The sequence below is a fragment of the Candidatus Methylomirabilota bacterium genome, from assembly GCA_036002485.1.
Classification (GTDB): Bacteria; Methylomirabilota; Methylomirabilia; order Rokubacteriales; family CSP1-6; genus AR37.
In genome coordinates this window covers 18,071-44,403 of sequence record DASYTI010000162.1, presented here as the reverse complement: position 1 = coordinate 44,403, position 26,333 = coordinate 18,071, and the positions used below count along the sequence as shown (strand labels likewise).

At 68.7% G+C, this 26,333-nt stretch carries 23 protein-coding genes; 20 read left to right on the top strand and 3 right to left on the bottom strand.

The window, feature by feature from the left end; translation table 11 throughout:
* Nucleotides 1–3 precede the first annotated feature (3 nt).
* From VGT00_15525 to VGT00_15505, 5 genes are read left to right on the top strand one after another with little or no spacing between them, the layout of a single operon-like run.
* Entirely contained in the window at nucleotides 4–135 is a 132-nt protein-coding gene (locus VGT00_15525) for a hypothetical protein (GenBank protein HEV8532831.1), read from the top strand.
* Complete coding sequence (gene thiI, locus VGT00_15520) at nucleotides 132–1,376, top strand: tRNA uracil 4-sulfurtransferase ThiI (GenBank protein HEV8532830.1); 1,245 nt, start codon at nucleotides 132–134, stop codon at nucleotides 1,374–1,376. Before VGT00_15525 ends, thiI begins: the two co-directional genes overlap by 4 nt.
* On the top strand, nucleotides 1,373–2,755 hold the full coding sequence (locus tag VGT00_15515) for an MBL fold metallo-hydrolase (protein HEV8532829.1): 1,383 nt from the start codon (nucleotides 1,373–1,375) through the stop codon (nucleotides 2,753–2,755). Before thiI ends, VGT00_15515 begins: the two co-directional genes overlap by 4 nt.
* Nucleotides 2,748–4,115 carry a 1-acyl-sn-glycerol-3-phosphate acyltransferase gene (locus tag VGT00_15510; GenBank protein HEV8532828.1) on the top strand — a complete coding sequence of 456 codons (1,368 nt, stop codon included), beginning with the start codon at nucleotides 2,748–2,750 and terminating at the stop codon, nucleotides 4,113–4,115. The genes VGT00_15515 and VGT00_15510 overlap by 8 nt, the downstream gene beginning before the upstream one ends.
* The gene (locus VGT00_15505; GenBank protein HEV8532827.1) at nucleotides 4,112–5,332 is read left to right on the top strand and encodes an MFS transporter; all 1,221 of its coding nucleotides are present in this window, start codon (nucleotides 4,112–4,114) and stop codon (nucleotides 5,330–5,332) included. Before VGT00_15510 ends, VGT00_15505 begins: the two co-directional genes overlap by 4 nt.
* Here the strand turns inward: VGT00_15505 and VGT00_15500 are convergent.
* On the bottom strand, nucleotides 5,329–6,243 hold the full coding sequence (locus VGT00_15500) for a LysR family transcriptional regulator (protein ID HEV8532826.1): 915 nt from the start codon (nucleotides 6,241–6,243) through the stop codon (nucleotides 5,329–5,331). The two genes, VGT00_15505 and VGT00_15500, sit on opposite strands and share 4 nt — an antisense overlap.
* Before the next feature lie 84 nt (nucleotides 6,244–6,327).
* Here VGT00_15500 and VGT00_15495 point away from each other — a divergent pair, with 84 nt between their 5' ends.
* The 4 genes from VGT00_15495 (at nucleotide 6,328) to nrdR (ending at nucleotide 9,374) form a co-directional block, all read left to right on the top strand.
* The gene (locus tag VGT00_15495) at nucleotides 6,328–6,915 is read left to right on the top strand and encodes an arsinothricin resistance N-acetyltransferase ArsN1 family A (protein ID HEV8532825.1); all 588 of its coding nucleotides are present in this window, start codon (nucleotides 6,328–6,330) and stop codon (nucleotides 6,913–6,915) included.
* Between the two features lie 206 nt (nucleotides 6,916–7,121).
* The gene (gene rpiB / locus VGT00_15490) at nucleotides 7,122–7,601 is read left to right on the top strand and encodes a ribose 5-phosphate isomerase B (protein ID HEV8532824.1); all 480 of its coding nucleotides are present in this window, start codon (nucleotides 7,122–7,124) and stop codon (nucleotides 7,599–7,601) included.
* Nucleotides 7,598–8,845: a serine hydroxymethyltransferase gene (gene glyA / locus VGT00_15485; GenBank protein ID HEV8532823.1), complete on the top strand. Its 1,248-nt coding sequence runs from the start codon at nucleotides 7,598–7,600 to the stop codon at nucleotides 8,843–8,845. The genes rpiB and glyA overlap by 4 nt, the downstream gene beginning before the upstream one ends.
* A 28-nt stretch (nucleotides 8,846–8,873) precedes the next feature.
* Nucleotides 8,874–9,374, top strand: coding sequence for a transcriptional regulator NrdR (gene nrdR / locus VGT00_15480; protein HEV8532822.1), 501 nt, complete (start codon nucleotides 8,874–8,876; stop codon nucleotides 9,372–9,374).
* 25 nt (nucleotides 9,375–9,399) lie between these two features.
* On the opposite strand, the gene VGT00_15475 is transcribed toward nrdR, so the two are convergent.
* Entirely contained in the window at nucleotides 9,400–10,947 is a 1,548-nt protein-coding gene (locus tag VGT00_15475) for an adenylate/guanylate cyclase domain-containing protein (GenBank protein ID HEV8532821.1), read from the bottom strand.
* Nucleotides 10,948–11,286: 339 nt separating this feature from the next.
* Entirely contained in the window at nucleotides 11,287–11,934 is a 648-nt protein-coding gene (locus tag VGT00_15470; GenBank protein HEV8532820.1) for a phosphoribosyltransferase family protein, read from the bottom strand.
* A gap of 242 nt (nucleotides 11,935–12,176) precedes the next feature.
* Between VGT00_15470 and tsaB the strand changes: the two genes are divergently transcribed.
* The 11 genes from tsaB to VGT00_15415 all read left to right on the top strand — a co-directional run bounded on the left by tsaB (nucleotide 12,177) and on the right by VGT00_15415 (nucleotide 26,078).
* Nucleotides 12,177–12,863 (top strand): tRNA (adenosine(37)-N6)-threonylcarbamoyltransferase complex dimerization subunit type 1 TsaB, encoded by a 687-nt coding sequence (gene tsaB / locus VGT00_15465; protein ID HEV8532819.1) that lies wholly within the window; start codon nucleotides 12,177–12,179, stop codon nucleotides 12,861–12,863.
* Nucleotides 12,860–13,366, top strand: a complete 507-nt coding sequence (gene rimI, locus VGT00_15460; GenBank protein ID HEV8532818.1) for a ribosomal protein S18-alanine N-acetyltransferase — start codon at nucleotides 12,860–12,862, stop codon at nucleotides 13,364–13,366. Before tsaB ends, rimI begins: the two co-directional genes overlap by 4 nt.
* A gap of 59 nt (nucleotides 13,367–13,425) precedes the next feature.
* The gene (locus tag VGT00_15455; protein ID HEV8532817.1) at nucleotides 13,426–14,064 is read left to right on the top strand and encodes a YceI family protein; all 639 of its coding nucleotides are present in this window, start codon (nucleotides 13,426–13,428) and stop codon (nucleotides 14,062–14,064) included.
* Nucleotides 14,065–14,184: 120 nt separating this feature from the next.
* Complete coding sequence (meaB, locus tag VGT00_15450) at nucleotides 14,185–15,174, top strand: methylmalonyl Co-A mutase-associated GTPase MeaB (GenBank protein HEV8532816.1); 990 nt, start codon at nucleotides 14,185–14,187, stop codon at nucleotides 15,172–15,174.
* A gap of 62 nt (nucleotides 15,175–15,236) precedes the next feature.
* On the top strand, nucleotides 15,237–17,276 hold the full coding sequence (locus tag VGT00_15445; GenBank protein ID HEV8532815.1) for a (Fe-S)-binding protein: 2,040 nt from the start codon (nucleotides 15,237–15,239) through the stop codon (nucleotides 17,274–17,276).
* Nucleotides 17,277–17,286: 10 nt separating this feature from the next.
* Nucleotides 17,287–17,646: a DUF1232 domain-containing protein gene (locus VGT00_15440; protein ID HEV8532814.1), complete on the top strand. Its 360-nt coding sequence runs from the start codon at nucleotides 17,287–17,289 to the stop codon at nucleotides 17,644–17,646.
* The gene (locus tag VGT00_15435; protein ID HEV8532813.1) at nucleotides 17,646–19,445 is read left to right on the top strand and encodes a CoA-transferase; all 1,800 of its coding nucleotides are present in this window, start codon (nucleotides 17,646–17,648) and stop codon (nucleotides 19,443–19,445) included. Before VGT00_15440 ends, VGT00_15435 begins: the two co-directional genes overlap by 1 nt.
* 130 nt (nucleotides 19,446–19,575) lie before the next feature.
* A complete protein-coding gene (locus tag VGT00_15430) occupies nucleotides 19,576–19,788 on the top strand; it encodes a hypothetical protein (protein HEV8532812.1) in 213 nt (70 codons plus the stop codon).
* A 115-nt stretch (nucleotides 19,789–19,903) separates the two neighbouring features.
* Nucleotides 19,904–22,114: a PAS domain S-box protein gene (locus VGT00_15425; GenBank protein HEV8532811.1), complete on the top strand. Its 2,211-nt coding sequence runs from the start codon at nucleotides 19,904–19,906 to the stop codon at nucleotides 22,112–22,114.
* Nucleotides 22,115–22,460: 346 nt separating this feature from the next.
* A complete protein-coding gene (locus VGT00_15420) occupies nucleotides 22,461–24,347 on the top strand; it encodes an ATP-binding protein (protein ID HEV8532810.1) in 1,887 nt (628 codons plus the stop codon).
* Between the two features lie 15 nt (nucleotides 24,348–24,362).
* Entirely contained in the window at nucleotides 24,363–26,078 is a 1,716-nt protein-coding gene (locus tag VGT00_15415) for an HAD-IIB family hydrolase (GenBank protein ID HEV8532809.1), read from the top strand.
* Nucleotides 26,079–26,333: the final 255 nt, after the last annotated feature.

The following is a 26,333-nucleotide window of genomic DNA, read 5'->3' as shown; positions in this document are numbered from 1 at the left end:
CGCGTGAAGCGCAAGCGGCCGCTCCACGCGCAGATCCGCAAGCCCATGCCCCGCAAGCCACCCAAGGTGGAGGTGCCCAAGACCGTCTACCGTCGCCGCCCCAAGCATCCGAAGCCCCGGGTGGGCGAGGCATGATCCCCGCCGAGCTCCGACCCTGCGTCATCGTCCACTATCACGAGATCAGCCTGAAGCGGGGCAATCGCCCGCTCTTCCTCCGGAGACTCCAGGAGAATATCGCGCGCGCGGTGAGCGACCTGGGCCCGGCCAAGGTCGTCCAGCGTCCCGGGCGCATCGTGCTCGATCTCGAGGGCCACGCCCATGCCGAGGCCGCGCGAGCGCGGCTCGACCGGGTGTGCGGCATCGCCAATCTCGCCCTGGCCGTCCGCACCGGCTCCTCCACGGAGTCGCTGAAGCGCGCGGTCGACCACGTCATCGGGCCGCGCCGCTTCTCGTCGTTCCGGATCACCGCGCGGCGGGCCTTCAAGACCTTCCCGTTGACCTCCGTCGACATCAACCGCGAGCTGGGCGCCCACGTGCTGAAGGTGAGGCCCGAGGCTCGCGTCGACCTCGAGCATGCCGAGCTCAACGTCCACGTCGAGGTGTTGCCCCACGAGGCCTTCGTCTACGCGGACCGGCGGCCGGGCGCGGGCGGGCTTCCCGTGGGCTCGGGCGGCACCGTGATGGCCCTCCTGTCGGGCGGCATCGACTCGCCGGTGGCGGCCTGGCGCATGATGAAGCGCGGCTGCCGCGTCCACCTCGTCCACTTCCACAGCGTGCCGTACCTGCCCGACACCTCGATCGGCAAGGCCCGCGAGCTCGCCCGGCGGCTGACCCAGTGGCAGTACGTGTCGCATCTCTATCTCGTGCCCTTCGGCGAGATCCAGCGTGAGGTGGTGCTGGCCGTCCGACCCGTGGCCCGCGTGGTGGCGTACCGCCGCCTCATGGTCAGGATCGCCGAGGCCCTGGCGCGTCAGACGGGCGCCCTGGCTCTGGTGACGGGAGAAAGCCTGGGGCAGGTCGCCTCGCAGACCCTGCACAACCTGGCGCGCATCGACGAGGCGGCGACCATGCCCGTCCTGCGACCATTGATCGGCATGGACAAGATCGAGATCACGGAAACGGCGCAGCGGCTGGAGACCTTCGAGACCTCCATCGAGCCGGATGCCGACTGCTGCACGCTCTTCACCCCTGCCCATCCCGGCACGCGGCTCGCGCGCGAGGAGATCGAAGCGATGGAGGCGAGGCTCGACACCGACGCGCTGGTGCGAACGGGAGTCGAGGCTGCCACCCTCGAGACCTTCGACTTCCCGCGGGGGGCCGGCGCCCACGCGCCGCGGGCCGAGCGCCCCCCGCGCCTGGCGCCGCCCCGGCCGTGAGCGCGACCCTTCAGTTTCTCGGCGCCGCGGGCACCGTCACCGGCTCCAGGCATCTCCTCGAGAGCGGCCCGACCCGGCTCTTGATGGACTGTGGTCTCTTCCAGGGGCTCAAGGAGCTGCGCCTGCGCAACTGGGCGCCGTCACCCGTGCCCGCTTCCTCAATCCAGTCCGTCCTCCTGAGCCACGCCCACATCGACCACTCAGGCTTCCTGCCCCGGCTGGGCAAGGAGGGCTTCGCCGGACCCATCTACTGCACGCGCGGCACCGCCGATCTCCTGAAGATCATGCTCCCGGACGCGGCGCATCTCCAGGAAGAGGAGGCGGAGTTCGCCAATCGCCACCACACGTCCAAGCATGATCCGGCCCTGCCGCTCTTCACCGTGGAAGACGCCCAGCGCGCGCTGAGCCTGGTTCGTCCCGTGGGCTTCCTTGGCTCGTTCACTCCGGCTCCGGGCGTGACGGCGCGCTTTCTCAACTCCGGCCACATCGTGGGCGCGGGGCTCATCGAGGTCAGGATAGACGGGCGCGTCGTGGTGTTCTCGGGCGACCTCGGCCGCTATGGGGTGCCCATCATGCGCGATCCCGACGCGGTGCCTGAGGCCGACGTGCTGCTCGTCGAGTCGACCTATGGCAATCGTTTTCACCCCCCCGACGATCACCACGACAAGCTGGCGGGCGCGGTGGCGCGCGCGGCGCAGCAGCGGGGGTGGCTCCTCATCCCCGCCTTCGCGGTGGGCCGCTCGCAGGAGATTCTCTACGATCTGCGCGAGCTGGAGGACGCGGGACGCATTGCCTCGCTGCCCATCTATCTGGACAGCCCCATGGCCATACAGGCCACGGCCATCTACGCGGGGCACTCGGCGGAGCACGATCAGGATTTCGCGCGCGTGGAGGCCTCGGGCGCGCGTCCCTTCGGGCCCAAGGGGCTCCGGATCTCCAGGACGGTGGAGGACTCCAAGCGGCTGAACGACACGGCCGGACCGGGCATCATCATCGCGGGCAGCGGCATGGCCACGGGCGGTCGCATCCTCCACCACTTTCTCCGCCGCCTGCCCGAGCCGCAGACCACCGTGCTCTTCGTGGGCTACCAGGCGGCGGGCACGAGGGGGCGCCTCCTCAAGGACGGCGCACGCGAGCTCAAGATGCTGGGCCAGGTGGTGCCGGTACGGGCGGCCATCATGTTCAGCGACGCCTACTCCGCGCATGCCGATCAGGGCGAGATCCTGCGCTGGCTCGGCGGCTTCACTCGGCCGCCGAGCGCGACCTATGTCGTGCACGGCGAGCCCGACGCCGCCGCGGCCCTGCAGGGGCTCATGGCCACGCGGCTCGGCTGGCCCGTCGAGGTCGCCCGGGACGGACAGCGCGTCAGCCTTGGCTGAGCCGGCCGGCTATCACCTCTTCAGGGCTCTCTCGCGCTTTCTGGCCGCCGTCTTCTACCGGCGCGTCGAGGTCGCGGGCCTCGAGCGCGTCCCGCTCACCGGACCGCTCGTCGTCGCCGCCAATCACAACCAGGGTCTGATGGACGGCATCCTCCTCGTGGCCGCCCTGCCCCGGCGCCTCCGACCCGTCGCCAAGGCGCCCCTCTTTCGCTACCCGATCATCGGCCAGCTCGTGCGTCTCTCCGGAGCCATCCCCGTTCATCGGCGTCAGGACGATCGGGGCGGCGCGGTGGACAACCAGGCCATGTTCAGCGCGGCGGAGCGCGTGCTCGACATGGGAGAGGCGATCCTGATCTTCCCCGAGGGAGTGAGCCAGCCGGAGCCCGCGCTGATGCCGCTCCGCACCGGCACCGCGCGGCTCCTCCTGGGAGCCGCCCGTGCCCGCGGCTCTCGTCCCGCCGCGACCCTGCTGCCCGTCGGGCTCATGTTCCGCGAGCCCGGCACCTTCCGGGAGGGCTCGGCCCTCGTCCTGGTCGGGGAGGCGGTGCCGACGGCAGATCTGCAAGCGGTGCCCCCGGCGGAATCCGACATGGCGGTGAGGCAGCTCACCGAGCGTCTGGGAGAAGCCCTCCAGCGGCTCATCGTCGAAGCGGGCGATCGACATGTCCTGGATCTCGTCCACGCCGCCGAATCGATCTGGCGAGAGGAGGTGCCGGAGGCGGCGCGCGAGGCCGAGGATCGCGCAGCCTGGAGGCAGCGGGCCGCGAGAGCCTACCACTATCTGGCCGCCGCCGAGCCCGTACGCGTGGCCGCCCTGCGCTCGAGGGTCGAGCGCTACGTCACAGATCTCGAGCTCGCGGGCCTGACCGACGGCGATCTCTCCCGCGGGTACAAGACCGGTCCCGTCCTGCGCTACGCCCTCCGCGAAGGCGGCGCGCTCGTCCTGGGGCTGCCGCTGGCGCTCTGGGGCGTGGTCATCCATATCCTGCCCTACAAGCTGACGGCGATCGCCGTCCGCGCCCTCCGCCCCGAGGAAGATGTGCTCGCCACCTACAAAGTCATGGCCGGCCTCGTGCTCTATCCCTCCGCCTGGGCCGTGGAGGCCTGGACGGTCTGGCGCCTCGGCGGCGGGGGGCTCCTCGCGATCTTTCTTCTCTCCCTGCTGCCCGCGGGGTTCTTCGCTCTCTCCTGGACCGAGCGGCTCGAGCGGATGCGTCGCCAGACCCGCGGGCTCCTGGCCGTGCTCGTCGACCGGAACCTCCGCGGCCATTTGCTGGAGCGGCGCCGGGCCATCATGGCCGAGTTCCAGGAGCTCCTGCGCCAGGTGCCTGAGCCCGTGCTGGACGGGAGCGCCTCGTGAAGCCCTGGCGCATCGTCGCGTGGACGCTCTACGACTTCGCCAACTCGTCCTTCGCTGCCGTCATCTTCGCCACCATCTATGCGGCCTACTATGCGCTGGGCGTGGTGGGGAATGAGGCCGGGGCAGGGGACCTCTGGTGGGGTCGCGTGGTCTCGGTGTCCATGGCCGTGGTCGCCGTCACTTCCCCCTTTCTGGGCGGGCTCGCCGATCGCGCGGGCGTGCGCCGTCCGCTCTTCATCGGGTTCACCGCCCTCGCCGTCGTGGCCACGGCCCTCATGGCCACGGTGCGCCCGGGCATGGTGACGTGGGGCTTCTTCCTGGGCGTGCTGGGCAATGTCGGCTACGAGGGCGCCCTCGTGTACTACAACGCCTACCTGCCCGATCTGGCGCCGCCGAGCCATCAGGGCCGCGTCTCGGGCTGGGGCTTCGCCACCGGCTATGCGGGCTCCATCGCGGCGTTGCTCCTGGCCTTCCCCTTCGTCCAGTCCCAGAACTACGGCGGCGCCTTCCTGACCACGGCCGCCCTCTTCGCCGTGTTCTCACTCCCCGCATTCATCTTTCTTCCCGAGCCCCATCGCGGTCGCGTCTCCGTGTGGCAAGCCGCGCGGGAGGGAGGGGCCGAGGTCCTGTCCACCGCGCGCAAGATCATCCGCATGCCCGACCTGCGCCGATTCCTCGGCGCCTACTTCATCTACGAGGACGGCGTGAACACCGTGATCGCCTTCTCCGCCATTTTCGCTGCCCAGACCCTCGGGTTCCCCATGGACAGGCTCATCATCCTCTACATCGTGGTGCAGGTCTCGGCCCTGCTGGGCGCCCTGGCCTGGGCCTGGCCCACTGACAAGCTGGGACCGAAGCGAGTGGTGATGGTCACGCTCTGCCAGTGGACGGCCATCGTGGTGGCCTCCTACTTCGTCGAGACGCAGGCGCAGTTCTGGGTGCTCGCGGTCGTGGCGGGCACCGGACTCGGCGCCGTGCAGGCGGCCAGCCGGACCTTCCTGGCCAGCCTCTGCCCAGACGGCATGGAGGCCGAGCTCTTCGGCTTCTACTCGCTCTGCGGCAAGAGCGCCGCCATCATGGGACCGCTGGTCTTTGGCGGCATCTCGCACGCCGCGGGGGGCAATCAGCGGGCGGGAATTCTCGCCATCGGCAGCTTCTTCCTGATCGGGTTCGTGCTGCTGTCACGGGTCAAAGCCGGCGGCCCGGTGCGCGCCTAGCGGGGAGAGCGCCGGGGGGAGCGCCTCTGGAGGGCGCGAAGGAGAGCCAGCAGCGGCGGGCTCAGCGGCTTGTCGCGCCGCCTGATGATGCCGAGCCGCCTGACCAGGGGGGGCGCGAGCGGGATGACCCGCAGGGTGCCCGAGCGCGCCTCGGCCCTGACCGAGATCGCCGAGGTGATGGAGGGTCCGAGCCCGGCGCTGACCAGCTCCTTGATGGCCTCGCCGTTGCCGAGCTCCATGGCCACTCGGGGATTCACCCGGCCCCGCCGGAACCAGCCCTCGATGACCTGCCGTATCGTCCCTCCGCGCTCGTAGAGGATGAGCGGCTCGCGCGCCAGATGGCCGGGGGTGAAAGCGCGTCGGCGTCGGTGTCGCCGACGGCCCTCGGGGGGCGCGATGGCCACGAGCCGGTCCGTGTAGAAGGGCGTCACCACGAGCTGTCGTGACCGGACGGGAAGCGTGACCACGGCCAGGTCGAGGGCGTTCTCGGTCACCGCCTTGGCGATCTCCGGCGTATTGCCCGTCACGATGACGAGCTCGAGTTCCGGATAGCGCGCGCGCAGGCGCCGGAGGATAGGCGGGAGCAGGTAGATGCTGGCGGTGGCGCCGGTGCCGACCCGCACTCGGCCCGCGACCACTCCGCGGAGTGCGTGCACTCGGGCGGCCGCGGCCTCGAGCGCGTCAAGGGCGCGGCCGCCATGCTCCAGGAGGACCGTCCCCGCGCGGGTGGGGGTGGCCCGCTTGCCCGTGCGCTCGAGCAGGGGGAGGCCCAGGCCGTCCTCGAGCTGGCGCACGTGCAGGCTGACGGCGGGCTGGCTGAGGTGGAGCACCTCCGCGGCCCGGGAGAAGCTCCCGAGGCGGGCGATTTCGTGCAGGGTGCGCAGATGGACGGGGCTCAGAGCCATCAGCATCAGTATTTCTGATTATTTCTATAAAAACAATATATTTTATTGATCTACGGATTGGGGAGATCATGCAGGCGGGAGGTGGATCGCATGGACGCCATCACCGTTCGCTTTGCCGCCATGGACGATGCCCCGGCCATCTGCACCATCTACAATCAGGGTATCGATGATCGCGTGGCCACCCTGGAGACAGAGCTGCGTGATGCCGATGAGCGACGTCGCTGGCTGTCCTCGCGCGGGACACGCTATCCCGTCCTCGTGGCCGAGGCGCGAGGGCAGATCATCGGCTGGAGCAGCCTCAACGCCTTCAACCCGCGCCGGGCCTATGACCATGTGGCCGACATCTCCGTCTACGTCGAACGGAGCTGGCGCGGCCAGGGGGCCGGTCGCGTCTTGCTCGCGCGCTTGATCGAGCTCGGCCAGGGGCTGGGCTTCCACAAGCTCGTCCTGGCATGCTTTCCGACCAACAAGGCAGGCGTGGCGCTCTACGGGCGCATGGGCTTCGCGGCCGTGGGCACCTACCGCGAGCAGGGTCTCCTCGACGGGCGGTGGGTGGACGTGCTGATCATGGAGCGCTTGCTCGAGCAGACGGCTGAAAAAGGCCCATCTGCGGCGATGAGCGCTTGCGCGAAGAGACCCTACCGCTCACCGCCGTCATCCACATCTACGCAACCATAAGACGGCGTCCTCGACCGCAGGTTCAACGTAGAGAGACTACGCCTCACCTGCGGATCAACTCAGCCCTCGTCTCGCGACGGCCCTTAGCCGCCGCTCTACTCGAACAGCGGGACGCCGCCTCGCATCTGGACCTTTTTGAGCCGTCTGCGAAGGCTCCCGGGCCCCACAGGTTGGGGCGTATTGACACTCAGGCCCGAGGGAGCGTAATGTCAGGCGCGATGCTCGGGGTTGCTCTCGGGGCTGATCACGCCGGGTGGGAGCTCAAGGAAGCCCTCAAGGCCTGGCTCATGGATGCCGGCTACCAGGTCCTGGACTTCGGCACCCACGGCCCCGATTCCGTCGACTATCCCGACTATGCCGCCCAGGTCGCCGAGGCCGTGTCCGTGGGCAAGGTCGATCGCGGACTCCTCGTCTGCGGCACCGGCATCGGCATGACCATCGCCGCCAACAAGGTGCCGGGGATCCGGGCGGCCCTCTGCAGCGACGTCTTCACCGCGCGCATGAGCCGCGAGCACAACGACGCCAATGTCCTGGCCCTGGCGGGACGTCTGACCGGGCGCGAGACCGGATTCGAAATCCTGCGCGCCTGGCTCGAGACGTCCTTTGCCGGCGGCCGTCACGCCCGCCGAGTGGACAAGATCGCGGAGATGGAGCGCGTGGTCGCGCGCGCGCGGGCCGGGGCATGAGCAGCCTCGAGCAGGTCGATCCCGAGATCGCGAGGGCCATTCGCGACGAGACCGTCCGCCAGTCACGCAACCTCGAGCTCATCGCGTCCGAGAACTTCGTCTCCGAGGCCGTGCTGGAGGCGACGGGCTCCGTGATGACCAACAAGTACGCCGAGGGCTATCCGGGCAAGCGCTACTACGGCGGCTGCGAGATCGTGGACATCGCCGAGAACCTCGCCATCTCCCGCGCCCGGCAGCTCTTCGGCGCCGAACACGTCAATGTCCAGCCCCACTCGGGCTCGCAGGCGAACATGGCGGTGTACTTCACGCTGCTCAAGCCCGGGGACATCGTCCTCGGACCCAATCTCGCCCACGGCGGCCATCTCACGGCGGGCAGCCCCATGAACTTCTCGGGTCGCTTCTACACCATCGTGCCCTACGGGGTGACCAAGGACACCGAGCGGATAGACCTCGACCAGGTGCGCGACCTGGCCAAGGAGCACCGCCCGAAGCTCATCATCGCGGGCGGCTCGGCCTTCCCGCGCGCCATCGACTTCAAGCCCTTTCGCGATATCGCCGATGAGGTGGGGGCCGCCCTCATGGCCGATATCGCCCATCCGGCGGGCCTGGTGGCCGCTGGCCTCCATCCCTCACCCGTGCCCTATGCCGACTTCGTCACCACCACCACGCACAAGACCCTCCGCGGGCCGCGGGGCGGCATGGTCATGTGCCGAAGCGCCTATGCCAAGGACCTGGACCGCACCGTGCTGCCCGGCATCCAGGGCGGTCCGCTCATGCACGTGATCGCCGCCAAGGCCGTGGCCTTCCGCGAGGCGCAGACCCCTGCGTGGCGGGCCTACCAGGCCCAGATCATCAAGAACGCCAAGGCCCTGGCCGAGGCCATGCTCGCGCGAGGCTATCGCCTCGTCTCCGGCGGCACGGACACGCACCTTCTCCTCGTGGACCTGACGCCGAAGGGCATCACGGGCAAGGACGCGCAGGAGGCCCTCGACCGCGCCTGGATCACCGTAAACAAGAACGGCATCCCCTTCGATACCAAGGGGCCCATGGTCACGAGTGGGGTGCGCCTCGGCACGCCGGCGGTGACCACACGCGGCATGGGGGAGCCCGAGATGGTCCAGATCGCCGCCCTCATCGACGGCGTGCTCGGCAGTCTCGGCAGTGCCTCGGCGGAGGCGAAGGTCCGGGGCGAGGTCGAGGAACTGACCTCTCGGTTCCCGCTCTACGCGGAGCGTCTGCGGTGAGGGCGACGGTGGTCCGCGAGGCCGCCCCATGAAATGCCCCTTCTGCGGACACACCGAGGACCGCGTGGTCGACTCGCGGGTGGGGCGCGAGGGCGAGTTCATCCGCCGCCGCCGCGAATGTCTCAAGTGCCACCGCCGCTACACGACCTACGAGTACATCGAGGACGTGCTGCCCCACGTGGTCAAGCGGGACGGCCGGCGCGAGCCCTTCGACCGCCAGAAGCTCCGCGGCTCCATCCTCAAGTCCTGCGAGAAGCGCTCGGTGGGCGTCCAGGCCGTGGACGACGTGGTCGCCGACATCGAGGCACGCCTGCACGAGCGGGCGGAGAAGGAGATCACCAGCCTCGAGATGGGTGAGATCGTGATGGAGCACCTGCAGAAGCTCGACCAGGTCGCCTATGTCCGCTTCGCCTCGGTCTACCGGCAGTTCAAGGACATCTCCCAGTTCATGGACGAGGTCAAAGGGCTCATCAAGGAAGGCGACAAGGCGAAGGTGGCCAAGCCGGTCAAGCCGGCGCCCAAGAAGTAGCGGGTCCTCTGAACCCGCCCCGCGGCTAGGTGACGCTGAAGACGCTGACCTCCTCCGATTTGCCCTTCACCCTCACGGCGGGCAGCGTGGCGAGCCCCGCCCCGTCGGTGAGTCGGCCCCGCGTCGCCTCGCTGAGCAGGATCTCGGTGCCCAGCTCCTTGTTGAGCCCCTGGATGCGCGAGGCGAGATTGACCGCGTCCCCCACCAGCGCATAGGTCAACCGCTCCGCGCTCCCGATATTGCCCGCGAGGACGGTGCCCGTGTGGATGCCGATGCCGTTCCGGAGCGGGGGCTTGCCCGCCCGGGCGCGGCGGGCGTTGAGCTCGGCCAGGCGCCGGCGCATCTCGCGGGCGGCCCGAAGCGCCCGGTCCGCGTGGTCGGCCCCCCGCAGGGGGGCGCCGAAGACCGCCTCGATCTCGTCGCCGATGTACTGCAGCACGAGCCCGCGCTCTCCGCGGATGGCCGCCTCCATCTCGGTGAAGTACTCGTTGAGCTCGCGCACCACTTCCCGAGGCTCCGTCCGCTCCACCCACGGGGTGAAGTCGCGCAGGTCCGAGAAGAGCACCGTCACCTCTTCGAGCTGTCCGTCGAAGCTGGCCCGCCCGGCCAGGATCTCGTCGCGCACCTCGCGGGTGACGTACTTGCCGAAGGTCTCCCGGATGACCTCGCGCTCCCGCAGCCCCTCCAGCATCCGGTTGAAGCCCTCGCCCACGGCGCCGATCTCGTCATTGCCCACCACGGGGACGCGGCCGTCGAGCTCGCCGCGGCCCACCGCGGCCATCTCGCGCTCGAGGCGCCGCAGGGGATCGGCCACGCTGCGCGCCGTGAAGATCGCGAGCCCGATGGCGGCAGCGATTCCCACTCCCACGATGAAGGCGATGATCACCCCCAGCTCCCCCGCGAGGTGGGAGGCGGCGGCCGCGTCGGCGCCCGCGAGGGAGAGGGCGCGAGTGTGGGCGACCATGCCGAGGACGGCCAGCGGGATGACGCTGATCAGCAGGAAGATGGCGAGGAGGCGCGTCCGGACGGTGAGCCTCATCACGCGCGGAACGCTGCTCACATCGCCGCGAGGAAAGAAGTGCGGCATGGCGTGGCGCCACTGGTGCTCCGCGACCAGGTAGATGAAGGCCGTGGACACGCTGCCCGCCACCACGGTGATCCCGAAGACCGTACGCCAGGCCCGCTCAGGGACAAAGAAGCCCGCGAGCACGGGCCACAGGACGCCCCAGATGACCCCAGCCGCCATCCAGCCCGTCAGGGTCACCAGGGCGAGCATGGGGGGAAGGAGAAGAGCCCGCCGCCTCACGAGCCTGGCTTCGGCCTCGGGCAGCTCCTTTTGGCCGGACTGGGCCTTGACGAGCGGATCGATCCAGGACCGCACCCACAGGGAACCGAGTCCCAGGAGGAGGGTCATCCCGGCCGCGAAGAAGCCCAGCTCCCAGGGCCCCACGCGCTGCGCTGACGAGGGCGGGTCGATCACCCTGAAATAGACGAAGGTCAGGAGGGCGCCGACAAGGTTGCCGACGATCAGGATCCACGGCACCCGCCTCCAGAATCTGTCGACTTCGGCCATCGGACGATTCTAGCGCCGGGCCGCCACGACCACGGCGCCTATCACCACGCGGGCGCCGACCGTACCAGCCATCAGAGGCGGACATGGATCGGCCCTGCCGGGATGGGGCCGACAGGGCCGAGCGCCGGTATCGGCGACTTACTTCTTCTTTTTCTTCGAGGCCTTCTTCTTTTTCGCCATCGTGTCACCTCCTCCCGCCCCGCGCGTCCCGCGGTTTGTGACTTCTGCCGGGATTCTGGGGGAGGCCTCCCGAGGCTGTCAAGGGGAAAATACATTCTGCGGGGTCATAAAGCGCGGCGGGCCGCTACAGCTGGTGGGTCGGGGCTGTCCCTTCGCTGCCTAGGTCTTCTCTCGAGCCGAGGATGGCCGTCGATGCTCGCGGCGGCGCACGAATTCCTGGTTGAGCGCCACGCCCTTCTTGCACATGGGACATTGGTCGGGCGGATAGGTCGGGAAGTCCCGGCTCACCAGGCTGAAGATCTCCTTGCCGGCGATCTCGGCCTTCTTGGTCCGGCGCCACAACGCGCCGATGCCGATGACCTGCCCGCCCAGCTCCTCGACGAGATCGCTCAAGAGCTTGACCGTGGTTCCGGAGCTCACGAGATCCTCGACGATGAGCACCTTGGTGGCGGGCCTGATGAGCCGGTGGAACTCGGCGGGGAGGGTGACCTTGCGCTTGCCCGCCGAGACGCCCTTGGTGCCGTACATGAGGGTGGGCCGCGAGGGGTGCGCGCGCGCCACGCAGTGGGAGAGGATGAGGGCGCCGGGGCCCGTGGAGAGCACGACGTCGATGGGCCACTGGGCGTAGTGCTTGGCGATGACCGCGCCGAGCCCTTCCGTGAAGGAGGCCTCCGTGGTCACGAGCGTCTTCTCGATGAACTCGCTGGTGTGCTGGCCGGACGGCAGGAGGATGTGGTCGTTGGCGTGGTACGCGCCCGTCCGCTTCAGGATCTCCAGATGGATCTTCTCGCGAACCTCGGCGTCCATCCGGGCTGTTTCCTTCGAGGGGGGCGGGGCCATGGAATTGTAAGAATTACGGCCGCGCCGCGCCCTTGTCAATCCCTAAAGATAACCGAGAACGTGGCCCTTCGAGCTGAGGGGCACCGCCCCGAGGCGAGGGCTGACGCCGTTCGAGCTGAGCAACGGCCCCTGGGCGTCGCGAGGCGAGAGCGGAGTAGAATCTGGCGAGCAAATTGGTCCAGTGCCGCGCGTGGTAAACTTCCACCGCCATGAAAGTCCTCGCGCTCGAGAGCGCCACCCTCTCAGGCGGGGCCGCCCTCGTCGACGGCGAACGCCTCCTCGGGGAGATCACGCTGGACGTCACGGTCACCCATTCGGAGCGCCTGATGGCCGCCGTCGACCGGCTGGTCGCTGAATGCGGGTTCTCCCCGCGAGATCTGGACGGACTCGCCGTGTCCATCGGGCCGGGCTCCTTCACAGGCCTCCGCGTCGGCCTCGCCACCGTCAAGGGGCTGGCCCTGGCCCTCGACCTGCCCATTGCTCCCGTGCCCACGCTCGACGCGCTCGCGGCGCGCCTGCCCTTCGCGGAGGCCGCCGTGTGCCCCATCCTGGACGCGCGCAAGGGCGAGGTCTATCTCTCCCGCTATCGCTGGGACGGACAGGCGATGGTCAGGAATTGGGATTACCTGGCCCTGACGCCGGAGGCGGCGGCGGCCCGCCTCGAGGCCCCCGTCATCCTGCTGGGGGACGGCATCGCCGCCTGCCGGCCATGGCTCGCGCGGCTGGGCGACGGCTGTCGGGTAGCTCCGCCCGCCCAGCGCATGCCGTCCCCCGCCGTGGTCGCTCAGATCGGGCTGCGCATGCTCGCGGCGGGTGAGGGGCGGGGCGCCGACGAGATCGCGCCGCTCTATCTTCGCCCCTCGGAGGCCGAGCTCAAGGCGCGGCGCGCGTCATGAGCACCATGGATGCGAAGCTCCGGCTCGCGCCCATGACCCTGGCCGACCTCGACGAGGTCGTGGCCATCGAGCGCGTGTCCTTCCCCACGCCGTGGACGCCCGCGGCCTTCCGGTACGAGATCCAGCAGAACCGCGTGGCGCGCTGCTCGGTGATGCGCGCGGGTCGTCAGGTGGTGGGATACCTGTGCCTCTGGGAGATCGGTCACGAGATCCACATCACCAACCTCGCCGTGCATCCGGACTGGCGTCATCGGGGCGTGGGACGGGCCATCCTGGCCGGCGCGCTCTCGGAGGGCGTGGCCCGAGGCGTCACCCTGGCCTTCCTCGAGGTGCGTCCGGGCAATGCCCCCGCCGTCGCGCTCTATGGCCGCCTCGGGTTCCAGATCATCGGACGTCGAAACGGCTACTATTTCGATACGGGCGAAGATGCCCTGGTCATGGAGGCCAGGCTCGGAGACGATACGGTCAGGGCCGTGGCGGGGAACCAGAACGCGGGGCCCTGAGTTATCCCCGCGCGTATTCGCCGAGCGAACCTATTGAACTCCTTGGAGGGACACGTCTCATGATCGGACGACTCATCGCGGCTGTGCTCGTCCTGGCCGTGCCGACATGGGCACAGGCGGAGCCCATCAATCTCAGGATGCTCTCGAACTACTCACGCGCGACCTTCAAGACGGATGCGCCGCTCGAGACGGTCGTGGGTAACACGGCCGGCCCCGCCGTCACGGGTAATCTCACGGTGGATCCGCTGAAGCCTGCCACGGCCAGCGGCACCATCAAGGTGGACCTGACCACGATCAGTACCGGCGTCACCAAGCGCGATGCGGACATGCAGGGGCCGCTGTACCTCGACACGGCCAGCAACGAGGCGAACAAGTTCGCCATCTTCGAGATCAAGAGCATCGACATGGCCGGTCCGCTCGAGCCGGGGAAGGAAGTCCCGGCCAAGGTCAAGGGCATCCTCACCATCAAGCAAAAGCCCGTGGAGACGGTGGCCGACGCGCGCGTGACCTATATCAGGCTCACCCCGGAGCAGGTGGAAGCGCAGAAGCGGTTCGGGTTCGCCAGCGAGAACATCAAGGTCCGCTCCAAGCTGGGCACGACCTTCAGCAATCACGGCATGTCCATCCCGCAGCTGATGTTCCTGAAGCTCTCGAACGAGATCGCCATCGAGACCGACCTGACTTTCGCCAAGCAGTAGATTTTCGAGCTGAGACGCTGCCGACGAGCCGCAGGCGAGGAGAGCGGCGAGGCGAGGGCTGCATAGATGCATTCACGGGGGCCCGCGGGGGCGCCCCGGCGAATCTGCTAGAATCTGCGGGTGCCCGCCGCCGCACCCGCCCCTTCTCACACCCTCGTCGAGCGCATGCTCGCGGGCGACCGCCTGGCCCTGGCCCGTCTCATCACGCGGGTCGAGAACCGCGGGGCGGGAATTCCGGAGATCATGCGCACCCTCCAGCCCCGGCTGGGCCGCGCCCACGTCCTGGGAATCACCGGGCCGCCGGGGGCGGGCAAGTCCACCCTCGTCGACCGTGTCATCAGTTACCTCCGCGCGGAGGGCGCCGCCGTGGGTGTGCTCGCCGTCGATCCGTCGAGCCCGTTCACCGGGGGTGCCGTGCTGGGCGACCGCATCCGCATGCAGACCCACACCCTGGATCCCGGCGTGTTCATCCGCAGCATGGCGACGCGCGGCAGCCTCGGCGGTCTCGCGGCCGCCACCGGCGACGTGCTCAAGCTCATGGATGCCTTCGGGTTCCCCTGGGTGCTCGTGGAGACCGTGGGGGTGGGACAGACCGAGCTGGACATCGTCAAGCTCGCCGACACGACGGTGGTGGCCCTGGTACCCGAGTCGGGCGACTCGGTGCAGGCCATGAAGGCGGGGCTGATGGAGGTCGCCGACATCTTCGTGGTCAACAAGGCCGACCGCGAAGGCGCGCATGCCCTCATGGCCGAGCTGCGCTTTTCCGTACACCTGCACTACTCGAGCAGCGCCTCGCCCAAGGACGTCGACTGGGAGACGCCCGTGCTGGCCACCCAGGCCGTGAGCGACGTCGGCGTGGCGGAGCTCCTCGCCGAGATTAAGCGGCACCGGGCCGTCCTCGAGGCCTCGGGCGCCCTCGAGAAGCGGCGCCAGGCGCGGCGGCGCGCGGAGCTTCGCACTCTCCTCGTCGAGCGCTTCGCGAGCGAGGTGCTCGCGGGCATGGAGCAGGACCGCGCCATCGCGCCCCTCATCGACGCGGTGGCCGAGGGCACGCTCGATTCGTACTCCGCCGTCTCGCAGATCCTCTCCACGATCCTCCGGCGACCTTGACACTCCGGAACCCGCGCCGCACTATGAGGCCCAACACCCGTCCCTCACGGAGGTTCCGCTGAATGTCGCCCTCTCACCAGTGGTACGGGGCCGTCCCCGGCTGGCTCCCGTTCTACGCGTTGATCGTCGTGGCCCTCGTGCTCTTCGCGCGACGCGCGATCTTTCTTCTCCGGCTCATACTGGTGGGGAAGCCGGACGCGCGATGGGACAAGGTGCCCCAGCGACTGCTCGCGGTCCTCGTGTACGTCTTCGGCCAGGCCAGGCTCCTCCAGAACGACTTCTGGCCCGGGCTCATGCATGCCACGATCTTCTGGGGCTTCGTCGTCCTCACGCTCGGGACCATCGAGTTCTTCGGGCAGGGGATGGCCGAGGGGTTCCACCTTCCGCTGCTCTCCAACACGCCCCCCTACCTGATCCTCGAAGACGCCTTCAGCGTGGCCGTCATCGCGGCCATCGCCTACGCGGCCTACCGCCGGCTGGTGACCAAGCCCCGCCGCCTCACCCTCTCGCCCGAGGGCCTCTTCATCCTGCTCCTGATCTTCGGGCTCATGATCACGGACCTTGCTGCCGACGCGGGCCGGATCGTGCTCGCCCCCGCGCCGTCCGACCACTGGCAGTTCGCGGGGAGGGCGCTGGCGGGCCCGCTCGCTCATCTGCCGCCCGGGGCGGTCACCGCCATTTTCCACGTGTCGTGGTGGCTCCACGCGGTGCTCCTCCTGAGCTTCCTCGTGTACCTGCCGTACTCGAAGCACCTGCACATCATGGCTGCCCCCTTCAACGTATTCTTCGCCTCCCAGAAGCCCAAGGGGCAGTTCCAGACGATCAACCTCGAGGAAGCCGAGACCTTCGGGGTGGGCAGTCTCAAGGATTTCACGTGGAGGGATCTCTTCGACACGTACAACTGCACCGAGTGCGGCCGCTGCACCTCCGGGTGCCCGGCCAACATCAGCGGCAAGGAGCTCGATCCGAAGTGGCTCATCCTGAACCTTCAAGACTTTCTCCTCGAGAGCGCGGGGGGCCACGCCAAGCACGGACATCATGCGGGCGACAAGTCGGCCGCCGAGAAGGCCCCCGCCCTCGCGAGGTCGCCCGCCCCCGCGAGGTCAATGGTCGGCGACGTCATCCACGACAATGTCCTGTGGGCCTGCACGACCTGCCGCTGGTGCGTGGACGCCTGCCCCGTCTTCATCGAGCACGTGCCCAAGATCGTGGACATGCGGCGCTGGCTCGTCCTCACGGAGTCGCGGTTCCCCGCGGAGCTGCAGCCCGCCTTCCGCAATCTCGAGACCAATGGCAATCCGTGGCAGATGTCCTGGCAGACGCGGGCGGAGTGGGCCGGCGACCTCGGCCTCCGGCTCATGAGCGACGTGCGCGAGGCGGAGTATCTCTACTGGGTCGGCTGCTACGGCTCCTTCGACGAGCGGAACAAGAAGGTGGCGCGGGCCTTCGTCAAGCTCATGCAGGCCGCGGGAGTGGACTTCGCCATCCTCGGCAACGAGGAGAAGTGCACGGGCGAGCCGGCCCGGCGGCTGGGGCACGAGTACCTCTACCAGACGCTCGCCCAGGGCAACATCGAGACGCTGAAGCAGTACAAGTTCCAGACCATCGTCACGGCCTGCCCCCACTGCTTCAACACCATCCGGAACGAGTACCCTGATTTCGACGGACGGTTCAAGGTCATCCACCATAGCCAGCTCCTCGACGAGCTGGTGCAGTCGGGACGGCTGAAGGTGCCGCGCGAGCGGACCGAGCGCATCACCTATCACGACGCCTGCAATCTCGGCCGGTACAACGACGTCTACGAGGAGCCGAGGCGCGTGCTCGCCTCCGCCACGCGGGGCGAGCTGGCGGAGATGAAGCTGTCTCGATCCAAGGGCATGTGCTGCGGGGGCGGGGGCGGCCGCGTGTGGATGGAGGAGAACGAGGGGCGCCGCGTGAACCAGATCCGCGTCGAGCAGGCCATGGAGGTGAACCCCGACATCCTCGCCTCCGCGTGTCCCTTCTGCCTCACCATGTTCGAAGACGGGGTCAAAGGCAAAGGCGTGAGCGACAAGATCAAAGCCCGCGACATCGCTGAGGTGCTGGCCGAGGGGCTGCCATAGCCGCGCCGCCATGAAGGCCCTTCTCCTCGTCCTCCCCCGCCTGGCCGGCATGCTGGGGGCGCTGCTGGCCGACCGCGCGGTGCCGGGGCGGGCCAAGATCCTCCTCGCCGCTCTGGCCGTGTACCTGGTGACGCCCCTCGACCTGATTCCGGACTTCATTCCGCTCTTCGGCTGGCTCGACGATGCGCTCCTGGTTGCCCTCGTCCTCGATCGACTCGTCACGGTCCTCGGCCGGCCCCTGCTTCTCAAGCACTGGCCGTTCGATGTCGCATCCCTCGATGCCACCCTCACCACGGCCCGGCGGGTCGCCGCCTGGATTCCCCGGCGGCTGAAGGCGCGCGTGGTCGCCCCGAGACGGGAGGCGGCGTGATGGAGGCGGCGTACCACGATGTCATCAGGCGGCGGCTCGACGTGCCCCTCGAGGAGGGCCCGGACAAGACGACGACGCTCGCGGAAGCGGTGCGCCGGCACGTCCGGGCCGGCGACACGGTCTATGTCGGCGCCGCCCACGGGCGCGCCAACGTGCTCGTCCGCGAGGTCACGCGCCTGTGGTGGGGCAAGCGCCCCGATTTCACGCTCGCCGCCATCGGCGTCGGATCACCGTGGACCGCCCTCATCCATGGCGGCCTCGTCCGCCGCGTCATCACCACATTCATGGGCGAGGGCTATCCCTTCCCTACGCCGCAGCCCTTGCTCTCCCGGGCTGTCCTTGAGGGCAGGCTGGAGGTCCAGAACTGGTCGATGCTGACCATGCCGCTGCGGCTTCTCGCCGGCGCCATGGGCGTGCCCTTCCTCACCACGAAGTCGCTCCTCGGCTCCTCCATGGAAGAGGACAACGCGAGGGACGGGGACTTCATGGCCGCCGACGATCCCTTCGGGGGAGAGGGGCGCGTGGGCTACGTCCGCGCGCTCGTGCCCGACGTGGCCCTCATTCACGGCTGGGCGGCCGACCGCGCAGGGAATGTGCTGACGGCGGCACCGCTCAACGAGAACCTGTACGGGGCCATGGCCGCCAGGCGCGGCGCCGTCGTCACCGTCGAGCGCATCGTCTCCACCGACTTCATCCGGCGCCATTCGGGTCTCGTCAAGCTTCCCTCGCAGTACGTACAGGCCGTGGTCGAGGCGCCGCAGGGATGTCATCCCGGCGGCATGTACGGCATGGGGGTCGCCGAGCTGGAAGGGTACGCCGAAGATCTGGAATGGATCCTCGAGTGCCGGCGCGCCTTCCGCGAGCCCGGGACGGCGGAGGCCTGGATCAGGGAGTGGATCCTCGACGTGCCGGACCAGGCGGCCTATCTGGCCAAGCTCGGCTACGCGCGGATCATGGAGACCAAGGGCCGCGCCCACACCGACGCGTGGGTCTCCGAGCTCGAGTCGCTATCCGCGACGCTGCCGGGGCCCGCGTCTCCGGCCTCTCCCTCCGAATGGATGGTGGTGGTGGCGGCGCGCGTCCTCGCCGAAAAAGTCCGCGCGCATGGCTACCGCAGCTTTCTGGCCGGCGTGGGCAACTCCAACCTCGCCGCCTGGCTGGCCGCCTACGAGCTCAAGCGCGGCGGCGTCGACGTCGAGATCATGGCCGAGACGGGCATGGTCGGCTACCTCCCGCGGCCCGCCGAGCCCTTCGTCTTCTCCTTCCGCAATTTTCCCTCGGCCAAGATGCTCACGGACATCCTGCACGTCATGGGGGTGTTCATGGGGGGCCGGCACAATGCGTGCCTGGGGTCGCTCGCGGCGGGGCAGATCGACAAGCACGGCAATATCAACTCGACCATCATCCCGGGCGTGACCTACGTGACGGGCTCGGGCGGCGCCAATGACATCACCTCCTCCTCGCGTGAAGTGGTGGTCTGCCTCCAGCAATCGCCCCGGCGCTTCGTCGACAAGGTGCCGTACATCACCGCGCCCGGCCGCGCCGTGCGCGCCGTGGTGTCCGATCTCGGAGTGTACGAGAAGGATGGCGAGGGGGGGACGCTCCAGCTCACGGGCACCTTCGGCCATCGACCCGAGGCCGATGCCGTCGAGGCTGCGCGCGCGGCCTGCGGCTGGGAGCTGGCCGTGGGCGCCCGGTTGCGGCGCTTCGAGGTGCCGACCGCGGATGAGCTCGCCCTCATCCGCCTCTTCGATCCCCGCCGCTACTTTCTGGGAGAAGACCCGGGCAAGACGACGTGAGCACCATGCACCTGAGCTTCGAGGACCTCACGCAGCGTATCCGGGAGGGCCTGCCGTCTCCGCCGACGTGGTCACCCCCGGACCGGCACCGTTGGCCATGAGCGCGCAGGCAGAGTTCGCGTAGCGTTCGTTGGATGCGCTGACGCTCTTCGGGCTCTTCTCGGTTACCGCCATGCTCGTGTGCTACGCCCTCGAAGATCGGAGCCGCTGGTTCATCCTCGCCTTCGCCGGGGCCTGCGGCCTGGGATCGCTCTACGGCTTTCTGCAAGGGGCATGGCCCTTCGGCCTCGTCGAGGCCGTGTGGGCCCTCGTCGCCGTGCGGCGCTGGGCGATTCGCGGATAAGACGGTACCGACGCGAGCCCCGGCGCCCGTCGGTCTCCGAGCCGCGGAAATTCCCGAGCGCGCTCCGTCGTCCGGAGCTATGGTATGCGCGATGGGGCGCCCCCGAGACGGATTCGTGGCTCGCTACGCCGTCGCGGTCTTGTGCGCGGCGGCCGCCGTCATGGTGAGAGCCTGGCTGACCCCTCTGTGGGAGCACAGGTTTCCCTACCTGACCGCCTACCCCGCCATCATCGTGGCGGCCTGGTTCGGAGGAGTCGGCCCCGGGCTCCTGACCACCGCGCTCTGCACGATGGCCGCCGCCTACTTCTGGATCCCTCCCACCAGTACCCTGCTCATTACGGCGCCGAGCGAGCTCGTCGCCCTGGGTGTCTTTGTCTTCATCGGCGTGGCCATCAGCGTCTTGAACGAGGCGATCCGGCGCCGGGAGCGACAGCTCGATCAGCTTCTCGAGAGCATCAGCGATGGGTTCATCGTGCTGGACCGCGGCTGGCGTTACCGGTTCGTCAACGAGAGGGCCGCCCAGCTGGCGCGTCGGCCCCGCGAAGCGCTCCTGGGCAAGCGCATCTGGGACGAATTCCCCGAGCTCGTGGGGAGCGTCTTCGAGGCCGAAGCGCGGCGCGCCGTGCAAGAGGACCTCGCGCGCTTCATAGAATTCTTTGATGAGCGCCGTGGGCTGTGGTCGGAAGTTCGGATGTACCCGTCGCGCGCGGGGCTCGCCATTTACCTCCAGGATGTCACGGAGAGAAAGCAGGCGGAGACGGCATCGTTCCATCTCACGGCGATCGTGCAGTCTTCGGCCGACGCGATCGTCAGCAAGGACCTCAAGGGGATCATCAGATCCTGGAACCCGGCGGCCGAGAAGCTGTTCGGGTTCACGGCGGCCGAGGCCGTGGGTCGGCACATCGCGATCATCATCCCGCCCGACCGCCGGCACGAGGAGGAGGACGTCCTGGTCCGGATCGGGCAGGGCATCGCCGTCGAGGATCTCGAGACGGTGCGCATGCGTAAGGACGGGACGCTGGTAGACATCTCGCTGACCGTGTCTCCGGTGCGGTCGACGGAGGGCGAGATCATCGGCGCCTCGAAGATCGCGCGGGATATCAGCGATCGGAAGCGGGTGGAAGATGAGCGGAGAAGTCTCCTCGCCCGTGAGCGGGCGGCCCGGGCCGAGGCCGAGGCAGCCAGCCGCGCCAAGGACGAGTTCCTGGCCGTCCTGTCCCACGAGCTGAGGACCCCACTCAATGCCGTGTACGGGTGGGCCAATATCCTGAAGGCGGGCGAGGTCGACGAGGCCACGGCGGCGCGGGGGCTGGACGCGATCGTCCGGAACTCCAATGTCCAGGTGCAGCTCATCGACGATCTCCTCGACGTGTCCCGCATCGTGTCGGGCAAGATGCGACTCGACGTCCAGAACGTCGACCTGGCATCGGTGGTCAGGGCGGTTCTCGACTCCATGAGCCCGGCGGCCGCCGCGAAGGGGATACGACTCCGGAGCGTGCTCGATCCGCGGGCGGGACCGGTCACGGGGGATCCGAACCGGCTGCAGCAGGTGGTCTGGAACCTCCTGAGCAATGCCGTGAAGTTCACCCCCAAGGGCGGCCAGGTGCAGGTACACCTGCAGCGGGTCAACTCGCATGTCGAGATCGTCGTGAGCGATACGGGGCAGGGCATGGATCCGGAGCTGCTGCCCTTTGTGTTCGAGCGGTTCCGGCAAGGCGACAGCTCGAGCACACGAGAGCACGCCGGGCTCGGGCTCGGGCTCTCCCTCGTCCGGTACCTGACCGAGCTTCACGGGGGGACCGTTTCCGCGGACAGCCTCGGAAGAGGCAAGGGAGCGACGTTCACGGTGAAGCTGCCCATGACCATCGTGCAGGTGCGCCCGGCCACGGGGGAGCGGCAGCATCCCACGACGGCCCCGACGGTTTCCTCGCGGGGGGGAGCACGCCTCCACGGATTGCGTGTGCTCCTCGTGGATGACGACCTGGACTCGCTCGATCTCGCCGCGGCCATCCTGAGCTCCGCGGGGGCCGTGGTGAAGACGTGTCTGTCGTCGCCGGAGGCCCTCGAGCTGATACCGTCATGGCGGCCGGATGTGCTGATCTCCGATATCGAGATGCCCGGCGACGACGGCTATGCGTTGATCCGTAAAGTGCGCGCGCTCGACCGCTCGAGAGGAGGAGGTATCCCTGCCATTGCCCTCACCGCGTATGGGCGGATGGACGACCGTATCCGTGCTATTTCCGCGGGCTATAGCATGCACATACCAAAGCCCGTGGACCCGGCGGAGCTGACCACGATCGTGGCCAGCCTCGCCGGACGTGGCTGAGGCATGGCCTTTCTTGGCACGCCGTGGCCGGGCTCGGGCGTCGGCGCCGCCCTATGCCCAGCATGTCAGATCTGCCCGCGGGGACGGTAAGGTTGACCGTGAGGAGGGCCGTTACCTTCTAACCGACCGCCGGCAACTGTTCGTCACAGAATCGATTTCTCTCCTCCTGATTTCGCCCATTCCTTGGCACAGAACATGCGGCCCTTAAATGATTCACGGAGGAGGCGTCTGGCTCCTCCTTGGCCATGCGCGTCACTATCCCGGGCGGCCGTCGTGAGGTCGGGTCGACGCTCTGGACTCCGGGCGTCGTCATCAAGACCTTCATGGCCGTCTCGAAGCGAGTCTCGTGAAGATCCGATCGTACCTTCTCATCCTCACCGCCGGAGCTCTTCTCTCCATGCTGATTTTCTCGGCGCTCGTTGCCGCATTCCTCTGGAGATCGACCCTCTCGGTGACGGCGGGTGCCGCCCTGGCCATGACTCTGGCGGCGGCTCTCTCGATCCTCTTGAGCTGGAAACTGGCCCAGCGCATTTCGGCTCTCGCGGACCTTTCGGATCCCTTCGCGCGCGGGGCCGCCTCGCCTCTCCCGCGGTCCGGCACGCAGATCAGTGAAGGGACGGCGACGGCCAGAGCCCTCCAGCAAGCCGTGGCCGACCGCCGCCTGAGCGAGGCGCGCTTCGACGCGCTGGCGCAGCTGGCGCCCGCCGGGCTCTTTCAAACCGATGCCGCGGGGGGCTACGTCTTCGTGAACGACCGCTGGTCGAGCATCACGGGCGTCTTCGCCGAGAACGCGGCGGGAGTCGGATGGCTCGCCACCCTGCATCCCGACGACCGCGAGCGCGTCACCCGCGAGTGGCACGAGGCGATCCGGCAAAGGAGCGGCTTCTCCGCTCAGTACCGGCTCCTGTCCTCGCGGGGGGACGCGAGATTCGTGACCGGGGAGGCGCAGCCGGTTCGTGACGAGGGCGGGGCGGTGATTTGCTATGTCGGGCTCATCACCGACATCACGGACCTCAAACGGGCGGCCGAGCGGCGGGAGGCCCTCCTGGAGCGGATGCAAACGGCGCGGGTGGCTGCCGAGACGGCCAGTCTGGCCAAGGACGAGTTCCTGGGCGTGGTCTCACACGAGCTTCGAAATCCGCTCAACTCCATCCAGCTCTGGCTGGAGGTGCTGCGCCACCAGAGCGGCAGTCCGGAGCAGCTCAGGCGGGCCATCGAGTTCATCAAGCGGGCCGCGGACACCCAGGCCAAGCTCATCGACGATCTGCTGGACATCGCGCGGATCGAGTCCGGCAAGCTCTCCATGGACACGACCACCGTCCCCCTCGGGCCCATTGTGACGGCCGCCCTCGACTCGGTGCGACTCGCCGTCGCCGCCAAGGGGATCGTCATGGATCTCAGCCTCGACCAGGCCGCCCTGGCCGTCACCGGGGATCCCGTGCGGCTCCAGCAGGTCGCCGCCAATCTCCTGTCGAATGCGGTCAAGTTCACCCCCCGGAACGGACGCATCGAGGTGTCGCTCACCAATGTCGGGTCGAGTGGGCGCTTGACCATCAGGGACAGCGGTGAGGGTATCGCCCCGGACTTTCTCCCCCATATCTTCGAGCGATTCCGCCAGGCCGACACCGGCAGCAGCCGGACCGCGCCGGGACTCGGGCTCGGCCTGAGCATCGCGCGACAGCTCGTGGAGCTTCACGGAGGCCGAATCTGGGCCGAGAGCCCGGGGAAGGCAATGGGGGCCACGTTCTTCGTGGAGCTTCCGCTCGCGCCGACCGCTCGCGCCCTGGTGGGAAGACAGGAACGCGCGCAGGATCAGCCCGTGCCGTCGATCGAGCGGTTTCGCGTCCTCGTCGTGGAGGACGAAGGCGGCGCGCGAGAGGCCCTCGGCTTCCTGCTCAGGTCGGCGGGCGCTCACGTGACGACCGCGGCGTCGGTCCGGGAGGCCCTGGAGATCCTGGACGAGGTGCGATTCGACGTGCTCATCAGCGATATCGGCATGCCGGGACAGGACGGCTACGATCTCATGCGCCAGCTTCGGCAGCGCCCGGCCGAGCGGGGCGGCCGGACTCCAAGCATCGCCTTGACCGCATATGCCGGGCCCGAGAACGAGCAACGAGCGCTTGCGGCCGGCTACCAGATCCACCTGGCCAAGCCCATCCGTCCCTTGACGCTCAGGCAGGCCATCACGAGCGTGGCGCGGCGGGAATTGGCCGCGGGCTCGGGGGACGGCTGAGGCGCCGGTCCACCCATGCGTTACCTCGTGCTGGCCTGCGACTTCGATGGAACGCTGGCCTCCGATGGAATGGTCTCCCCGGACTCTTTCTCGGCGCTGCGGCGGCTTCGCGACTCGGGCCGCAGGCTCATCCTCGTGACGGGCCGGGAGATCGAGGATCTGCTCGCCGTCTTTCCGGAGGTGACGGTCTTCGATCACGTGGTCGGCGAGAACGGCGGCGTCCTGTACCGCCCCGCCGCCCGCGAGCAGAGAACGCTGGGCGAGCCTCCGTCCGCCGATTTCGTGAGGGCGCTCCGCCGCCGCGGGATCTCTCCACTGTCGGTAGGCCATTGCGTGGTCTCGACCTGGCAGCCTCACGAGACCGCGGTGCTGGAGACGATCCGCGACCTCGGGCTCGAGCTGCAGGTCATCTTCAACAAGGGCGCCGTCATGGTTCTGCCCTCGGGCGTGAACAAGGCCACCGGGCTCGAGGCTGCCCTGCTCGAGCTTGGCCTGTCCCCCCATAATTGCGTGGGCGTCGGCGACGCGGAAAACGATCACGCGTTCATCCGGCTGTGCGAGTGCGGCGTCGCGGTGGCCAATGCCCTTCCCCTCATCCAGGAGCGGGCGGACTGGGTGACCCGGGATCCCAACGGCGCCGGTGTCAGCGAGCTGATCGACAAGCTCATCGCCGGCGATCTGGCCGATCTGGAAGGCCGGCTCTCCCGACACGCCATTGTCCTCGGCGCGCGGGAGGACGGCGGCGAAGTGCGCCTGAATCCCTATGGCCTCGGCGTCCTCATCGCCGGCTCGTCCGGCAGCGGCAAGTCGACGTTCGCCACGGGCGTGCTCGAGCGTCTGGTCGAACGGGGCTACCAGTTCTGCATCGTCGATCCCGAAGGCGACTACGCCCTGCTCGACAATGCCATCGTGCTCGGGGACAAGCAGCGCGCGCCCACGGTGGCGGGAGCGCTGGACGTGCTCGAGCAGCCGAACCGGAACGTGGTGGTCAACCTCCTTGGCCTGGGGCTCGACGAGCGCCCCGCGTTCTTCTCGCGCCTCTTGCCCGGCTTGCAGGATCTCCGGGCGCGCACCGGCCGGCCGCACTGGATCGTGGTGGACGAGGCGCACCATCTGCTCCCCGCGCCCTCCGAGCTCGTCTCGGTGACGCTGCCCCGCACGCTCTCCGGCATGATGCTGATCACCGTGCATCCTGAGCACGTCGCCCCCACGGTGCTATCGTCCATCGACATGGTGGTGGCCATCGGGCGGTCGTCCGACGAGACTCTTCGCGCCTTCGGCGAGGTGGTGGGAGGGCGGCCACCGCGCGAGCTTCCCCGCACGGCCGAGCCTGGAGAGGCGCTCCTGTGGCCGCGCCGACCCGAGGCAGGCGATCCCCTCTGGTTCCGGACGACGCCGCCTCGCGCCGAGCACCGCCGTCACGTGCGCAAGTACGCCACGGGCGAGCTGGGGGAGGACAAGAGCTTCTACTTCCGCGGCCCCGCGGGACGGCTGAACCTGCGTGCCCAGAATCTCGCCCTCTTCGTTCAGCTGGCCGCGGGCGTCGATGACGAGACGTGGCTTCACCATCTGCGGGAGCAGGACTATTCCCGCTGGTTCCGCGAAGCCATCAAGGACGAGGAGCTCGCCGCCGAGACGGCGCGCGTCGAGGAAGACTCGCGCATGTCCCCTGGAGAAAGCCGGGCCTTGGTCAAGGCGGCCATCGAGCAGCGCTACACGCTTCCGTCCTGAACGCGGCCAGCGCAGGCCGACGCGCTTGGTGGGTGAGAATCGGACCCACGATCTGTCGCCAATCCGACATAGCTGGTACTTCTTGCCGCCGTCCCCGCCCGCGTGCATACTCTTTTTGCCCTCACTCTGGCCTTTGACGGTTGGCGCTCTTGAGCGCCGAGACCCCGGTGACTGGCTTGGTCTTACCCAAGCAGCGAGCGGCCGGGGATCGCCATTGCCTGAGTCAGCCCTTCGCCAAACCGTCCGCGAACGCCT

Bases quoted from the DNA above. Each gene is read 5' to 3' on its own strand.
- VGT00_15475 (HEV8532821.1), bottom strand. From the start codon at position 10,947: ATGGCCGAAGTCGACAGATTCTGGAGGCGGGTGCCGTGGATCCTGATC.
- rimI (HEV8532818.1), top strand. From the start codon at position 12,860: ATGAGCACCATGGATGCGAAGCTCCGGCTCGCGCCCATGACCCTGGCC.
- thiI (HEV8532830.1), top strand. From the start codon at position 132: ATGATCCCCGCCGAGCTCCGACCCTGCGTCATCGTCCACTATCACGAG.
- VGT00_15445 (HEV8532815.1), top strand. From the start codon at position 15,237: ATGTCGCCCTCTCACCAGTGGTACGGGGCCGTCCCCGGCTGGCTCCCG.
- glyA (HEV8532823.1), top strand. From the start codon at position 7,598: ATGAGCAGCCTCGAGCAGGTCGATCCCGAGATCGCGAGGGCCATTCGC.
- VGT00_15455 (HEV8532817.1), top strand. From the start codon at position 13,426: ATGATCGGACGACTCATCGCGGCTGTGCTCGTCCTGGCCGTGCCGACA.
- VGT00_15440 (HEV8532814.1), top strand. From the start codon at position 17,287: ATGAAGGCCCTTCTCCTCGTCCTCCCCCGCCTGGCCGGCATGCTGGGG.
- VGT00_15495 (HEV8532825.1), top strand. From the start codon at position 6,328: ATGGACGCCATCACCGTTCGCTTTGCCGCCATGGACGATGCCCCGGCC.
- VGT00_15500 (HEV8532826.1), bottom strand. From the start codon at position 6,243: ATGCTGATGGCTCTGAGCCCCGTCCATCTGCGCACCCTGCACGAAATC.
- rpiB (HEV8532824.1), top strand. From the start codon at position 7,122: ATGTCAGGCGCGATGCTCGGGGTTGCTCTCGGGGCTGATCACGCCGGG.
- nrdR (HEV8532822.1), top strand. From the start codon at position 8,874: ATGAAATGCCCCTTCTGCGGACACACCGAGGACCGCGTGGTCGACTCG.
- tsaB (HEV8532819.1), top strand. From the start codon at position 12,177: ATGAAAGTCCTCGCGCTCGAGAGCGCCACCCTCTCAGGCGGGGCCGCC.
- VGT00_15415 (HEV8532809.1), top strand. From the start codon at position 24,363: ATGCGTTACCTCGTGCTGGCCTGCGACTTCGATGGAACGCTGGCCTCC.
- VGT00_15435 (HEV8532813.1), top strand. From the start codon at position 17,646: ATGGAGGCGGCGTACCACGATGTCATCAGGCGGCGGCTCGACGTGCCC.
- VGT00_15470 (HEV8532820.1), bottom strand. From the start codon at position 11,934: ATGGACGCCGAGGTTCGCGAGAAGATCCATCTGGAGATCCTGAAGCGG.